This is a genomic window from Pinirhizobacter soli (genome assembly GCF_015905305.1).
Classification (GTDB): domain Bacteria; phylum Pseudomonadota; class Gammaproteobacteria; order Xanthomonadales; family Rhodanobacteraceae; genus Pinirhizobacter; species Pinirhizobacter soli.
Genome location: NZ_JADZLQ010000001.1, coordinates 1,648,902 through 1,662,588, shown reverse-complemented (window position 1 = coordinate 1,662,588; position 13,687 = coordinate 1,648,902). Strand labels below are relative to the sequence as shown.

The window sequence follows — 13,687 nt, the reverse complement described above, 5'->3', positions numbered from 1 at the left end:
GGTGGCGGTGGAACGGGAGCGGGATGCAGTGATGGCGGGGCGCGAACTGCGGCATATCCCGGTGATGCTTGACGAGGTCTTGGAGGGGCTCGCCGTGCGGACGGGCGGTCGATATCTGGATGGCACTTTTGGTCGCGGTGGACACGCCCGCGCCATCCTTGCCCGTCTCTCCGAATCCGGTCGGCTGTTCCTGATGGACCGCGACCCGACCGCCATCGCCACGGCTACGGCCGAGCACGCAGGCGATGCCCGCGTGACCATTCGCCACGAGAATTTCGCCACGCTCGCGCAGTGGAGCGAAGCCACCGACCTTGACGGCATCCTGCTAGACCTGGGTGTTTCCTCGCCGCAGCTCGACGATGCCGAACGCGGCTTCAGCTTCATGGCCGACGCGCCCCTGGACATGCGCATGGACCCCACCCGCGGCGAAAGCGCCGCGCAATTCCTTGCCCGTGCCAGCGAAGAAGACATCGCCCAGGCGCTGTGGACCTACGGCGAGGAGCGCCATGGCCGGCGCATCGCCCGCGCCATCGTCGCCCGCCGCGAAGAGCAGCCCTTCGAGCGCACCGGTGATCTTGCCGCTTTCTGCGCCAAGCTGCTCGGCCGCCGCGAACCGGGCAAGAACCCGGCCACGCGCACCTTCCAGGCCCTGCGCATCCAGGTCAACGCCGAGCTCTCGTCGCTGGACGAAGGTCTCGATGCCGCGCTCGAAGCGCTGCGCCCCGGCGGCCGCCTGGCGGTGATCAGTTTTCATTCGCTCGAAGACCGCGCCGTCAAGCAGTTCATCCGTCGCCATGAAGGCCGTGTGCAGGGTAGCCGCCGCGCACCGCCGGCGTTGACCAAGCCCGTGGCCCGCCTGGCCCCGGTGGGCAAGGCGATCTTCCCCTCCGATGCCGAGATCGCGGCGAATCCGCGCTCGCGCTCGGCGGTGCTGCGCGTGGCGGAGAAGCTCGCATGAAGATCTTCGGCGCCATCGTGCTGCTGATCCTGCTGGCCGCCACGCTCGCCAGCGCCGTGGCTGTGGTGTGGACGCGTCACGAAAGCCGCATGTTGTTCATCAGCCTGACCCGCCTGCAGGACCAGCGCGACGACCTCAACGTCGAATATGGCCGCCTGGAACTGGAGCAGGCCACGTGGGCTGAGCCCGCGCGCATCGATGCCGAGGCGCGGAAGCTGGGCATGCTCGATCCGCGTCCACAAGACATCCAGTTGGTGCGCCGATGAAATTCCGTGCCGACCGCACCCCGGTTCCCAGCCGCCGCCGCGGCCAGGGTCCCTCCACGCGCAAGCGCATGATGCTGGTGGTGGTCTTGCTTGGCCTGGCCTCCGCCGGGCTCGTGGTGCGCGCGTTCGACCTGCAAGTGGTGCGCAAGCAGTTCTACCAGGACCAGGGCGACGCCCGCTTCCTTCGCGAAGTGCCCATCGCGGTGTCGCGCGGCACCATCTTCGACCGCAACGGCGAGCCGCTGGCGGTGTCCACGCCGGTGATGTCGATCTGGGCCAACCCGCCCGAGGTGCTAGAAAACGACGATCGTATCCCGGAGCTTGCCAAGGCGCTTGGCATGGATCCGGCGGACCTCAAATCCAAGCTCGAACAGCGCTCGGACCGCGAATTCATGTACCTGATCCGGCAGATGCGTCCGGACCGCGCGCAGGCCATCATCGACATGAAGATCCCCGGCGTGAACGCGCAGCGGGAGTTCCGTCGTTATTACCCGTCCGGTTCGGTGACGGCCCATATTCTTGGATTCACCAATATCGACGATCGCGGCCAGGAAGGCCTGGAGCTCGCCTTCGACGACTGGCTCGCCGGCAAGCCGGGCTCCAAGCGGGTGATCCGCGACCGCATGGGCCATACGGTGGAAGATGTCGAGCAGGTGCGCGAGCCACAGCCTGGCCGCGACATCACGCTGTCCATCGACCGCCGCATCCAGTACCTGGCCTACAGCGCACTGCGCGAAACCATCCAGAAATTCGATGCGGATTCTGGCTCCATCGTGATGCTCGACGTACACACCGGCGAAGTGCTGGCCATGGCCAACCTGCCGGAGTTCAACCCGAACAATGTCAGGGGCAGCACGCCCAACGATCGCCGTAACCGTGCGATGACCGACGTCGTCGAACCAGGCTCCACGATGAAGGCGTTCACCCTCACCGCGGCGCTCACGTCCGGCAAGTACACGCCTACCAGCCCGCTGATCGAAACCTCGCCTGGCACCTGGATGATGGGTGGCCATCCGATCCGCGATACCCACAATTGGGGCACGCTCACGCCTACGGGCGTCATCACCAAGTCGTCGAACGTGGGTGCGGCGAAGATCGCCATGACGCTCGACACCGACCTCATGTACAGCACGTACAAGGCCTTCGGTTTCGGCAGCAGTACCGGTAGCGGTTTCCCTGGCGAAGCTGCCGGTTACCTGCCGGTAGGCCGTAGCTGGAAGCCGATCGAGAAGTCGCGCATCGCCTACGGCTACAACCTCAACGTCACGCCGCTGCAGCTGGCGTCGGCTTACGCCGCCATCGGCAACGGCGGCGTGCTGCACTCACCGAGCTTCGTCAAGGGCCAGGACAATCCCGCCCAGCAGGTCACCACGCCGGAAATCGCCGGTGAACTGGTGAAGATGCTCGAAACGGTGGTCGCTCCCGGCGGCACCGGTTCGCCCTTTGCCGCCGTCGCCAACTACAGCGTTGCTGGCAAGACGGGAACCTCGCACAAGGCCAACGCCGGCGGCTACGACGCGAAGGGTTATATCTCGCTGTTCGTCGGCATGGTCCCGGCAAGCAACCCGCGCCTGGTTACCGCGGTGGTGATCAATGGCCCGAAGACCCGCGCCTATTACGGCGGCGTCGTCGCGGGACCGGCCTTCGCCCAGGTGATGGAAGGCGCCGTGCGCCTGCTGGACATCCCGCCCGACAACGTCGGCCGCTGGTACGCAGGCGGCCCGAGCCAGGGCGGCATGATCGGCGCCACCAGCATGCCGCCGCCGGCCGCCGATGACTCGGCCGCCGAAGAGACGGTGCCATGAGCGAGCCGATGAGCCTTTCCGTGCTGCTCGATGGCATCGCCGACGCCGGCAAGCGTGGCGACATCGTCGTATCCGGCCTCACCCTTGATTCGCGCAACGTGAAGCCGGGCGATGCATTTATCGCCCTGGCAGGCACCCGCGAGCATGGCATTGCCTATGCGGCGTCCGCCGTGGAAGCCGGTGCCGCCATCGTGCTGGCCGAGGTGCCGTTGCCTGCCGAAGCCTCCCGACCGGCCAATCAGGTGGTCTCCATCAAGCACCTGCGCCGCCATGTCGGCGAACTCGCCGCGCGCTTTTACGGCCGTGCCTCCGAAGCGATGACCGTGATCGGCGTGACCGGCACCAACGGCAAGACATCCACTGTGCAGATGCTGGCGCAGGCCTTCACCGCGCTGGGCAAGCGCACCGCCACCATCGGCACGCTTGGCGCGGGCCTCCACGGTTCGGTGGTGGCCGGCGAACGCACCACGCCTGATGCCATCAGCATGCAGGCGCAGATGGCGGATTTCCGCGCCGCGGGGGCTACCCACGTGGCGATGGAAGTGTCCTCGCACGCGCTCGAGCAAGGCCGGGTGAACGCGGTGGCCTTCGACATTGCGGTGTTCACCAACCTCACGCGCGACCACCTGGACTACCACGGCACGATGGAAGCCTATGGTGCGGCCAAGGCGAAATTGTTTACCTGGCCGGGCCTGCGCCATGCGGTGATCAACGTCGACGATCCGTTCGGCGCCAAGCTGGTCAAGCAGGTGGGCGAGGGCGTGCAGGTATGGCGCACCAGCACCGCCGGCGGCAGCGATGCAGACGTCCGCGCATCGATGATCACCACCAACGGCCAGGGCATCGCCTTCGAACTGACCACCCCGTGGGGCGTGCGGGTGATCCGCAGTCGTCTTATCGGCCGGTTCAACGTGGCCAATCTCCTCAGTGTGGTTGCAGCGCTCGGTGCGTCGGGGGAGTCGTTCGAATCCATCGTCAATGCCATCACCGCGCTCGAACCCGTCGAAGGCCGCATGAACCGCATCGGCGGCGAGCGCGGAAAGCCACTGCTGGTAGTTGACTACGCCCATACGCCCGACGCGCTTACCCAGGCGCTGAGCTCGGTGCGCGCGCATACCAGCGGCAAGGTGATCTGCGTGTTCGGCTGCGGCGGTGAGCGTGATGCCGGCAAGCGGCCACAAATGGGCGCCATCGCCGAGAAACTGGCCGACCTTGCGATCGTCACCGACGACAATCCTCGGGGCGAGGACGGCGACACCATCGTGGCGCAGATCCTGGCCGGGTTCACCCGCGCCGATGCCGCCGTGGTCGAGCGTGACCGAGAAGCTGCCATTCGCCTGGCCCTGCGCCACGCCCGCAAGGACGACGTGATCCTGGTCGCCGGCAAGGGCCACGAGACCTACCAGGAAGGCGCGCAGGGCAAGCGCCCGTTCGACGACATGGCGGTAGCCCGCGCCGCGATGGAGGCCCGCGCATGATGCGGCTCTCCACTATCGCCCTGTGGACCCACGGCGCGCTGCAAGGCAGCGACGCCGAGGTGGGCGGCGTCTCTATCGATACGCGCACGATCAAGCCGGGCGATCTCTTCGTGGCCCTGGTAGGCGAGCGGCACGACGGCCATGAGTTCGTCGCCGACGCTGCCATGCGCGGCGCCGTTGCAGCGCTCGTCACCCGCCAGGTGCCTGAACCGATCGCGCAGGTCGTGGTGGATGACACCCTGCTGGCCCTGGGCGACCTCGCCAGCGCCGTGCGTGCCCAGTCGGACGTGCGCGTGATCGGCATCACCGGATCGAACGGCAAGACCACGGTGAAGACGCTCACCGCCTCCATCCTGTCCCGCCATGGCCGCACGCACGTCAACAGCGGCAATTTCAACAACGAGATCGGCATGCCGCTCACGCTCCTGGCCATGCCGGCCGATACCGAATATGCCGTGCTGGAAATGGGCGCCGGCAAGCCGGGCGACATCGACTACCTCGCTGCCATCGCAAGGCCCGACATCGGTCTCGTCAATGGCATCGCGCCGGCGCATCTTGCGCGCATGGGAACTGTCGAGGGCGTGGCCGAAACCAAGGGCGCGCTGTATCACTCCTTGCCCGCCGACGGCGTGGCCATCGTCAATGCCGACGACGCCTTCGCGCCGATGTTCATGGGCATGGCGGGCGGCCGCCGCGTTTTGCGCTTCGGCCTGGACCATGCCGCGGACATCGGCGCGGACATCATCGAACTACGCCCGGAGAGCTCGCATTTCGTGCTGTCCACGCCGCATGGCGATGCCGACATCGAGCTGCCGCTGGGAGGTCGCCACAACGTCGCCAACGCCCTGGCCGCCGCCGCGATCGCGGTGGCGCTGGACGTGCCGATGGACACCATTGTCGAAGGTCTCGAGCACGTTCCGCCCGTACCCGGCCGCCTTAACCTGCAGCCGATGGAAGGTGGCTGGACGCTGATCGATGACAGCTACAACGCCAATCCGGGTTCCACCGCCGCGGCCATCGATACGCTGGCGCTGGCCACGGGCGAGCGCTGGCTGCTGCTGGGCGACATGGCCGAGCTTGGGCCCGATGCCGCGCGGATGCATGCGCAGGCGGGCGAGCTGGCGCGCCTGCGCGGTATCGACCGTCTGTATGCCACCGGGCCGTTGTCAGCCTCGGCGGTGCAAGCCTTCGGTGAGGATGCCCGTCATTTCGATAGCCAGCAGGCACTGGCCGATGCGGCGATCGCCAACCTCAAGCCCGGCGTCACGGTGCTCATCAAGGGTTCGCGGTCCTCGGCCATGGAGCGTGTCGTAGCCGCACTGGTGAAACATGCCAAGGGAGGCTCCGATGCTGCTTGAGCTTGCCGACTGGATGGCCCGCCACTACACGGCGCTGCACCTTTTCCAGTACATCACCTTCCGCACGATCATGGCAGCGCTCACGGCGCTTTCGGTGTCGCTGCTTCTTGGCCCGGCGATGATCCGCCGACTGGCCGCGCTGAAGGCCGGGCAGGTGGTGCGCAGCGATGGTCCGCAAACGCATCTGGTGAAGGCCGGTACGCCGACCATGGGCGGCACCCTGATCCTTTTCGCCGTCACCATCAGCACGTTGCTGTGGGCGGACCTTCACAACCGCTACGTGTGGGTGGTGCTGGGTGTGATGCTGGCCTTTGGCGTGATCGGTTTCTACGACGACTACCGGAAGCTGGTGTTGAAGGACAGCCGGGGCCTTGCCAGCCGCTGGAAGTATTTCTGGCAATCGGTGTTCGGCCTGGGCGCGGCGCTGTTCCTTTACTACACGCACCAGCTGCCGGCCGAGACCGCCCTGTACGTGCCGCTGTTCAAGCAGGTGGCGCTGCCGCTGGGCCTGGCGTTCGTGGTGATCGCCTACTTCATCATCGTCGGTTTCTCCAATGCGGTGAACCTGACCGACGGCCTGGACGGGCTGGCGATCATGCCCAGCGTGCTGGTATCCGGTGCATTGGGCGTGTTCGCCTATCTCGCCGGCAACCGCGTGTTCTCCGAATACCTTGGTATCCCCTCCATTCCCGGTGCGGGCGAAATGGCCGTGTATTGCGGTGCACTGGCCGGTGCGGGCCTCGGCTTCCTCTGGTTCAATACCTATCCCGCCCAGGTGTTCATGGGTGATGTCGGCGCGCTGGCGATCGGCGCGGCGCTGGGCGTGGTGGCGGTGATCGTGCGCCAGGAAATCGTGCTGCTGGTGATGGGCGGCGTGTTCGTGATGGAAACCGCGTCCGTGATGCTGCAGGTGGCCAGCTTCAAGCTGCGCGGCAAGCGCATCTTCCGCATGGCACCGGTACACCACCATTTCGAGCTCAAGGGCTGGCCTGAGACCCGGGTCATCGTTCGTTTCTGGATCATCAGCGTCGTCCTCGTGCTGGTGGGCCTTGCCACGTTGAAGGTGCGGTGATGGGCCTCTTCGACGCCACCCAGGCACGCCGGCGGCAGGGGCCGCGCGGACACTACGACATGCTGCTGATGGTGGCGGCGATCCTGCTGGTGAGCGTGGGCCTGGTGATGATCGCCTCCAGTTCCATCGCCGTGGCCGACGGCGCCAACAAGGGCGCGTTCTATTTCCTGAAGCGCCACACGCTGTTCATCTCGCTCGGCTTCCTGTGCGCCGTGGTCGCCGCTCGCACGGAACTGAAGACGCTGGAGAAGCACAGCTTCCTGCTGATGCTGATGGCCGTGATCATGCTGCTGGCGGTGTTCCTGCCGGTGTTCGGCATGCGCATCAACGGTGCGCGCCGCTGGCTGAATCTTTTCGTGACCAGCTTCCAGCCCGTGGAGGCGGTGAAGCTGATCCTCGTGGTGTACCTGGCCAGTTACCTGGTGCGGCATCGCGATGGCGTGGAATACAAACTGTTCGGTGTGGTCAAGCCGTTGCTGGTGGCGGGCATGGTGATCGTTCTGCTGCTGGCGCAGCCGGATTTTGGATCCTCTGCGCTGGTGATCGCGGTGACGGTGGGCATGATCTGGCTGGCCGGCGCTCGCATGCGGAACCTGGTGCTGCTTGGCCTGCCGCTGGTGCCCGCGATCGCCTGGGCGGCGATGACCGAGGATTACCGCATGAAGCGGTTGACCTCGTTCCTGGATCCCTGGGCCCATCCTTACGACGACGGTTTCCAGCTCACCCAGGCGCTGATCGCCATCGGCCGCGGCGAGTGGCTGGGCGTGGGTTTGGGTTCGAGCGTGCAGAAGCTTTTCTACCTGCCCGAGGCACACACCGATTTCATCCTGTCGGTGATCGCCGAGGAACTGGGCCTGGCCGGCGTGCTGTTCATCATTGCGCTGTTCGCGGTGCTGGTGGGCCGTGGCCTGATGCTGGGCCTGCGCGGGGTCGAGATCGGCCAGCGCTTCGCCGGCTACATCGCGTTTGGGCTTTCGCTGATGATCGGCCTGCAGGCGATCGTCTCGATCGGCGTGAACCTGGGCGTGCTGCCGACCAAGGGCCTTACCTTGCCGTTGATCAGCTACGGCGGTTCGTCGGTGCTGCTGACCTGCGTGATGGTGGGCGTGCTGTTGCGCGCCACGTTCGAGATCAACCGGGCCATCGATGCCCGGGCAATGGGTCCGCGCGTGGCGACCGACGGCGTCAGCGTGCCGCTTGAACAAGGGGAGCCGGCATGAACGCGCAGGCACCCGTGCTGATCATGGCCGGTGGTACCGGCGGCCACATTTTCCCGGGGCTTGCCGTGGCCGAGTCGCTGCGCGCGCAGGGCGTGCCGGTGGTGTGGCTGGGCGCCGACGGTGGCATGGAAACCCGCGTAGTGCCGGCGCACGGCATCGAACTGCACACGGTGGCCGTGGGTGGCTTGCGCGGCAAGGGCCTGCGCACGCGCCTGGGCGCGCCGCTGATGCTGCTGCGCTCATTGATGGCCTCGCGCAAGGTGCTCGGTTCGCTGCAGCCGCGAAGCGTGCTGTCGATGGGCGGCTACGTCGCCGGTCCCGCCGGCATTGCCACCTGGATGTCCGGCCGGCCGCTGCTGGTGCACGAACAGAACCGCGTGGCCGGATTCACCAACAAGGTGCTGGCGCGTCTGGCGCGCCGGGTGCTTGCGGGTTTCGCCGATGCATTGCCCCATGCCGAGTGGGTGGGCAACCCGGTGCGTGCGGTGATCGCGGCGCTGCCGGTGCCGGAGCAGCGTTTCGACGGTCGCCATGATCGGCGCCGCTTGCTGGTGCTCGGCGGCAGCCTGGGCGCACGGGCCTTGAACCTCAACGTGCCCGCGGCACTCGCCCTGCTTCCCGAAGAACATCGTCCCGAGGTGCTGCATCAGTGCGGCGCACGCGGTGTCGAAGAAGCGCGAAAAGCCTACGCCGACGCCGGTGTCGCCGCGCGCATCGAACCCTTCATCGAGGACATGGCCGCCGCTTACGGCTGGGCCGACCTCGCCGTTTGCCGTGCCGGAGCACTGACCATCGCTGAACTTACCGCCGCGGGCCTCGGCGCCGTGTTGATTCCTTTCCCGCATGCCGTGGACGACCACCAGACGCGCAATGCGCAGACCCTGGTGGCCGCCGGTGCCGCCGAACTCGTTCCTGAGCGCGGCATGGACACGGCCGCACTCTCCACGCGCCTGCGCGAACTGCTGGGTGACCGCCATCGAATGCTGTCGATGGCCCAGGCCGCGCGCACCCTGGCCAAGCCCGACGCGGCGGCGGCCATCGCCCGCGCCTGCCTGGAGGTGGCGGCATGACGCCCGTCCGCCTCCGGGCCACCGACGACTTCATGTCGTCCTTCCGTGCCGTGCACTTCATCGGCATCGGCGGCGTCGGCATGAGCGGCATCGCCGAAGTGCTGCGCAACTTAGGCTATACCGTGTCTGGCTCCGATCGCGCCGCCAGCGCCACCACGCGCCGCCTGGAGTCGCTGGGTATCACCGTGCACGTGGGTCACCGGCCGGAGAACGTGCAGGGCGCCGACGTGGTGGTGACCTCCAGCGCGATCGCCCGGGACAACGCGGAACTGATCGCCGCCCACGATGCACGCACCGCGGTGATCCCCCGCGCCGAGATGCTCGGTGAGTTGATGCGCTTCCGCCGCGGCATCGCCATCGCCGGCACCCATGGCAAGACCACCACCACCAGCCTCACCGCCAGCGTGTTGGCCGAGGCGGGCTACGACCCGACGTTCGTGATCGGCGGCCAGCTCAACGCCGCCGGTGCCAATGCCCGGCTCGGCGCCGGCCAGTACCTTGTGGCCGAGGCCGACGAGTCCGACGGTTCGTTCCTGCTGTTGTCGCCGGTGATGGCGGTGGTGACCAACATCGACGCCGACCATCTGGAGAACTACGGCGGCGACTTCGCTCAAGTGAAGAAGGCGTTCGCCGATTTCCTGCACCGCCTGCCGTTCTACGGCCTGGCCGTGCTGTGCGTGGACGACCCGGAAGTGGCGGAGCTGGCCAACACCACGGTGCGCCGTGCGATGACCTACGGCATCGACAATCCCGACGCCGATGTCCGCGCCACCAACGTGAGCCAGGACGGCTTCCACATGCATTTCGACTTGCACCTGCCGGGGCTGCCCGAGCCGTTGCCAGTGGTGCTGAACTTGCCTGGCCGGCACAACGTGCTAAATGCCATGGCCGCCGCGACCGTCGGTTGGCAGCTTGGCGTGGAGGCCGAAGCTATCGCGCGCGCGCTTGCCGAATTCCAGGGCGTTGGCCGTCGCTTCCATGCCCGCGGCGAAATTGCCCTGGACCACGGCACTGCGCTGCTGGTGGACGATTACGGCCATCACCCGCGTGAACTGGCCGCCGTGTTCGCCGCCGCGCGCGGCGGCTGGCCCAACCGTCGCCTGGTGGTGGCCTTCCAGCCGCATCGCTATAGCCGCACGCGCGATCTGATGGACGACTTCGCCAAGGTGCTGACCGAGCCCGACGTCTTGCTGCTGACCGAAGTCTATCCGGCAGGCGAAGCGCCGATCGCCGGTGCCGACGGCCGTGCACTCGCTCGCGCAGTGCGCGCGCGCGGCAAGGTCGATCCGGTGCTGGTGGACCATCCGCGCGACCTCGCCGCCACCCTGCCGGCGCTGCTGCGCGACGGCGACATCCTGCTGATGCTCGGCGCCGGCGACATCGGCCACGCCGCGCTTGAACTTGGCAACACCGCATCCTTAAGGACCCCCAAGGCATGACCACACCGTCACCCATCGCCTTCACCGTGACGGATCCCGCGCAGTTCGGCCGCGTCGCCGTGGTCATGGGCGGCAGCTCCGCCGAGCGCGAGGTCTCGCTCGACTCCGGCCGCAACGTGCTCGACGCGCTGCGCCAGCGGGGCGTGGACGCTCACGCCATCGACGGCATTCCCGCCCTGCTGGACGCTTTGCGCGCCGGCCATTTCGCGCGCGTGTTCAACATTCTCCACGGCCAGCACGGCGGCGGCGAAGACGGCGTGCTGCAGGGTGCGCTGGAGTCGCTCAATATCCCGTACACCGGTTCCGGCGTGCTGGGCTCGGCGCTGTCGATGGACAAGGTGCGTTCGAAGATGGTCTGGCAGGCCCTGGGCCTGCCGACGCCTGCGTATATCGCGCTGAAGAAAGGCGACGACATCCATGCCGCCGCGGCCAAGATCGGCTTCCCGCTGATCGTCAAGCCCGTCAGCGAAGGTTCGAGCGTGGGCATCACCCGCGTGTTCACCGATGCCGACCTCGACGCTGCGGTGGAACTGGCCGCGCGCTATCCGGGCGATCTCATGATGGAAACGCTGATCGAAGGCGACGAGCTCACCGTCGCCGTGCTCGGCCGCGAAGCGATGCCCTCGATCCACATCGTGCCCAAGGGTGCGTTCTACGATTACAACGCCAAGTACATCGCCGACGACACGCTCTATCTGTGCCCGGGCCTCAAAGGCGAGGCCGAGACCGAGATACGTGCGCTTGCCTTGCGCGCCTTCGACGCCTTGGGTTGCTCAGGATGGGGCCGCGTCGACGTGATGCGCGACCGCCAGGGCCGCAACTGGCTGCTCGAAGCGAACACCGCGCCGGGCATGACCACCCACTCGCTGGTGCCCAAGGCGGCCGCACAAGCTGGCATCGATTTCGCCAGCGTGTGCTGGCACGTGCTGGAGACGTCGCTGCGCGACTCCGGCGGCAACACTTTCTCGGAGGTCACCCCGTGAGGGCCGGCGCCACCACGCGTGTCGTTGCCTGGGGCATCGCCATCACGCTGGTGGCGCTGCCGATCGTGGGCGTGCTCCAGGGCTGGTTCGCCGCCAGCCGCTGGCCGGTGAAGCAGCTGAAAGTGGAAGCTGAGTTCGTGCACGTCACCGACGCCCAGATCAAGGGTGCGGTGATGCCGCAGCTGGGGCGGGGTTTCTTCGCCGCCGACCTCGACGAAGTGCGCAAGTCCGTCGCCGCCTTGCCGTGGGTGGAATCGGTCGAGGCGCGCAAGCACTGGCCCGACTCGATCCTGCTGCGCATCTACGAACGCCAGCCGTTCGCACGCTGGAACGACAACGACCTGATCAGTCGCCAGGGCAAGGTGTTCCCGGCTCGTGAGGCCGAGCACATGGACGGCCTGCCGCAGTTGCGCGGCCCCGACGCGCGCCTGGCCGAAGTGGTGAGTTTCTACGCACAGGCGCAGAAGCAGTTCGCCGGCTCCCACTTGCAGGTGGCGGGTGTCACCTTGAGCAATCGCGGAAGCTGGAGCGTGGTCACCGCAGGGGGCGCGGAAGTGGTGATCGGCGACGGCGACCAGGTGGACCGGCGGCTGCGCCGGTTCCTCGATGTCTACCCGCAACTGGCTTCAACCCATCCCGGCGGCTTCGCCTCGGTGGACCTTCGTTACACCAATGGATTCGCCGTCAGCTGGCCGCAGGCCCAGGCCCCCGCTGCCACCGACACCCGGAGCGCACCGCGCACATGAAGAACAAAAACGACAAGCAGCTCGTGGTCGGACTGGATATCGGCACCTCCAAGGTCGTCGCCATCGTCGGCGAATACGAGCCGGGCGAACCGATCGAGGTGATCGGCATCGGCTCGCACGTGTCGCGCGGCATGAAGCGAGGCTCGGTGGTGGATATCGAATCCACCGTGCATTCGATCCAGCGCGCGGTGGAAGAAGCCGAGCTGATGGCCGGTTGCGACATCCGCTCGGTGTTCGCCTCGATCTCAGGCTCGCACCTGGAGACGAAGAACTCGCACGGCACGGCCGCGATCCGCGACCGCGAAGTCACCGCGGGGGACCTTGAGCAAGTACTCGAGGCGGCCAGCGCCGTGGCCATCCCGGCCGACCGCAAGGTGCTTTACAAGGAATCGCAGGAGTACCGTATCGACGGCCAGGACGGCATCCGCCATCCGGTGGGCATGAGCGGCGTGCGCCTGGAAGCCAGCGTGCACCTGGTCACGGGGGCGGCCAGCGCCGTGTCCAATATCTCCAAGTGCATCCAGCGCTGCGGGTTGTCGGTGGACGAACTGGTACCGGCCGCGGTGGCCAGCGCCAAGGCGGTGTTGACCGAAGACGAGCTCGAGCTTGGCGTGTGCCTGGTGGACATCGGCGCCGGTACCACCGACATCGCCATCTACACCCAGGGCGCGATCCGCTACACCAAGTCGCTGCCCGTAGGCGGCGACCAGGTCACCAACGACATCGCCTACGGCGTGCACACGCCCACCGCGCATGCCGAGGAAATCAAGATCAAGTACGCCTGCGCGCTCGCGCAGTTGGCGCATGCGGAGGAAACCATCCAGGTTCCTTCCGTCGGCGATCGGCCGCCCCGCCGCCTGGCCCGCCAGTCGCTGGCGCAGTCGGTACAGGCGCGCTACGAGGAGATCTTCGAGATGGTCCAGGACGAGCTGCGCCGCTCCGGCTACGAAAGCCTGGTGGCCGCGGGCATCGTGCTCACCGGCGGCGCCTCGAAGATGGAAGGCGCGCTGGAACTGGCCGAGGAGATCTTCCACAAGATGGTGCGCGTGGGTGTGCCGCAGCACATCTCGGGCCTCGGCGACGTGATCTCCAACGAATTGCATGCCACGGGCGTCGGCCTGCTGCTGCACGGCTCGCGTTCGTCGGGCGTGCGTGCCGGGGGTCCGGTGGGCGGGTCGGTCGGCGGCATGGTGGGCAAGCTGCGCGGCTGGATAAGCAAGAACTTCTAAGGATCGACGGGGCCGACAGGAAGACGGCCCCGGGGCAAGGGAAAGCCCGACACCCTGGCGCGG

The 13,687-nt window shown here is 67.2% G+C and carries 12 protein-coding genes; all 12 read left to right on the top strand.

The features are described 5' to 3' along the window. Positions 1 to 31: 31 nt before the first annotated feature. From rsmH to ftsA, 12 genes are read left to right on the top strand one after another with little or no spacing between them, the layout of a single operon-like run. Positions 32 to 958, top strand: a complete 927-nt coding sequence (rsmH, locus tag NDK18_RS07245; RefSeq protein WP_250624960.1) for a 16S rRNA (cytosine(1402)-N(4))-methyltransferase RsmH — start codon at positions 32 to 34, stop codon at positions 956 to 958. Beyond that, the gene (gene ftsL, locus NDK18_RS07240; protein ID WP_250627411.1) at positions 955 to 1,224 is read left to right on the top strand and encodes a cell division protein FtsL; all 270 of its coding nucleotides are present in this window, start codon (positions 955 to 957) and stop codon (positions 1,222 to 1,224) included. Before rsmH ends, ftsL begins: the two co-directional genes overlap by 4 nt. Next, positions 1,221 to 3,029, top strand: coding sequence for a peptidoglycan D,D-transpeptidase FtsI family protein (locus NDK18_RS07235; RefSeq protein ID WP_250624962.1), 1,809 nt, complete (start codon positions 1,221 to 1,223; stop codon positions 3,027 to 3,029). The genes ftsL and NDK18_RS07235 overlap by 4 nt, the downstream gene beginning before the upstream one ends. Continuing rightward, a complete protein-coding gene (locus NDK18_RS07230; RefSeq protein ID WP_250627410.1) occupies positions 3,026 to 4,507 on the top strand; it encodes a UDP-N-acetylmuramoyl-L-alanyl-D-glutamate--2,6-diaminopimelate ligase in 1,482 nt (493 codons plus the stop codon). Before NDK18_RS07235 ends, NDK18_RS07230 begins: the two co-directional genes overlap by 4 nt. Next, a complete protein-coding gene (locus NDK18_RS07225; protein WP_250624965.1) occupies positions 4,504 to 5,865 on the top strand; it encodes a UDP-N-acetylmuramoyl-tripeptide--D-alanyl-D-alanine ligase in 1,362 nt (453 codons plus the stop codon). Before NDK18_RS07230 ends, NDK18_RS07225 begins: the two co-directional genes overlap by 4 nt. Continuing rightward, the gene (gene mraY, locus NDK18_RS07220; protein ID WP_250624966.1) at positions 5,855 to 6,937 is read left to right on the top strand and encodes a phospho-N-acetylmuramoyl-pentapeptide-transferase; all 1,083 of its coding nucleotides are present in this window, start codon (positions 5,855 to 5,857) and stop codon (positions 6,935 to 6,937) included. The genes NDK18_RS07225 and mraY overlap by 11 nt, the downstream gene beginning before the upstream one ends. After that, on the top strand, positions 6,937 to 8,157 hold the full coding sequence (ftsW, locus tag NDK18_RS07215; protein ID WP_250624967.1) for a putative lipid II flippase FtsW: 1,221 nt from the start codon (positions 6,937 to 6,939) through the stop codon (positions 8,155 to 8,157). Before mraY ends, ftsW begins: the two co-directional genes overlap by 1 nt. Further along, positions 8,154 to 9,227 (top strand): undecaprenyldiphospho-muramoylpentapeptide beta-N-acetylglucosaminyltransferase, encoded by a 1,074-nt coding sequence (murG, locus tag NDK18_RS07210; protein ID WP_250624968.1) that lies wholly within the window; start codon positions 8,154 to 8,156, stop codon positions 9,225 to 9,227. The genes ftsW and murG overlap by 4 nt, the downstream gene beginning before the upstream one ends. Then, a complete protein-coding gene (gene murC, locus NDK18_RS07205) occupies positions 9,224 to 10,666 on the top strand; it encodes a UDP-N-acetylmuramate--L-alanine ligase (RefSeq protein WP_250624969.1) in 1,443 nt (480 codons plus the stop codon). The genes murG and murC overlap by 4 nt, the downstream gene beginning before the upstream one ends. After that, positions 10,663 to 11,649 carry a D-alanine--D-alanine ligase gene (locus NDK18_RS07200; protein ID WP_250624970.1) on the top strand — a complete coding sequence of 329 codons (987 nt, stop codon included), beginning with the start codon at positions 10,663 to 10,665 and terminating at the stop codon, positions 11,647 to 11,649. The genes murC and NDK18_RS07200 overlap by 4 nt, the downstream gene beginning before the upstream one ends. Next, complete coding sequence (locus NDK18_RS07195; protein ID WP_250627409.1) at positions 11,646 to 12,395, top strand: cell division protein FtsQ/DivIB; 750 nt, start codon at positions 11,646 to 11,648, stop codon at positions 12,393 to 12,395. Before NDK18_RS07200 ends, NDK18_RS07195 begins: the two co-directional genes overlap by 4 nt. Next, positions 12,392 to 13,624, top strand: coding sequence for a cell division protein FtsA (ftsA, locus tag NDK18_RS07190; protein ID WP_250624972.1), 1,233 nt, complete (start codon positions 12,392 to 12,394; stop codon positions 13,622 to 13,624). Before NDK18_RS07195 ends, ftsA begins: the two co-directional genes overlap by 4 nt. Positions 13,625 to 13,687: the final 63 nt, after the last annotated feature.

Coding starts and splice junctions, on each gene's coding strand:
- rsmH (WP_250624960.1), top strand. CDS start 32: ATGGCGGGGCGCGAACTGCGGCATATCCCGGTGATGCTTGACGAGGTC.
- ftsL (WP_250627411.1), top strand. CDS start 955: ATGAAGATCTTCGGCGCCATCGTGCTGCTGATCCTGCTGGCCGCCACG.
- NDK18_RS07235 (WP_250624962.1), top strand. CDS start 1,221: ATGAAATTCCGTGCCGACCGCACCCCGGTTCCCAGCCGCCGCCGCGGC.
- NDK18_RS07230 (WP_250627410.1), top strand. CDS start 3,026: ATGAGCGAGCCGATGAGCCTTTCCGTGCTGCTCGATGGCATCGCCGAC.
- NDK18_RS07225 (WP_250624965.1), top strand. CDS start 4,504: ATGATGCGGCTCTCCACTATCGCCCTGTGGACCCACGGCGCGCTGCAA.
- mraY (WP_250624966.1), top strand. CDS start 5,855: ATGCTGCTTGAGCTTGCCGACTGGATGGCCCGCCACTACACGGCGCTG.
- ftsW (WP_250624967.1), top strand. CDS start 6,937: ATGGGCCTCTTCGACGCCACCCAGGCACGCCGGCGGCAGGGGCCGCGC.
- murG (WP_250624968.1), top strand. CDS start 8,154: ATGAACGCGCAGGCACCCGTGCTGATCATGGCCGGTGGTACCGGCGGC.
- murC (WP_250624969.1), top strand. CDS start 9,224: ATGACGCCCGTCCGCCTCCGGGCCACCGACGACTTCATGTCGTCCTTC.
- NDK18_RS07200 (WP_250624970.1), top strand. CDS start 10,663: ATGACCACACCGTCACCCATCGCCTTCACCGTGACGGATCCCGCGCAG.
- ftsA (WP_250624972.1), top strand. CDS start 12,392: ATGAAGAACAAAAACGACAAGCAGCTCGTGGTCGGACTGGATATCGGC.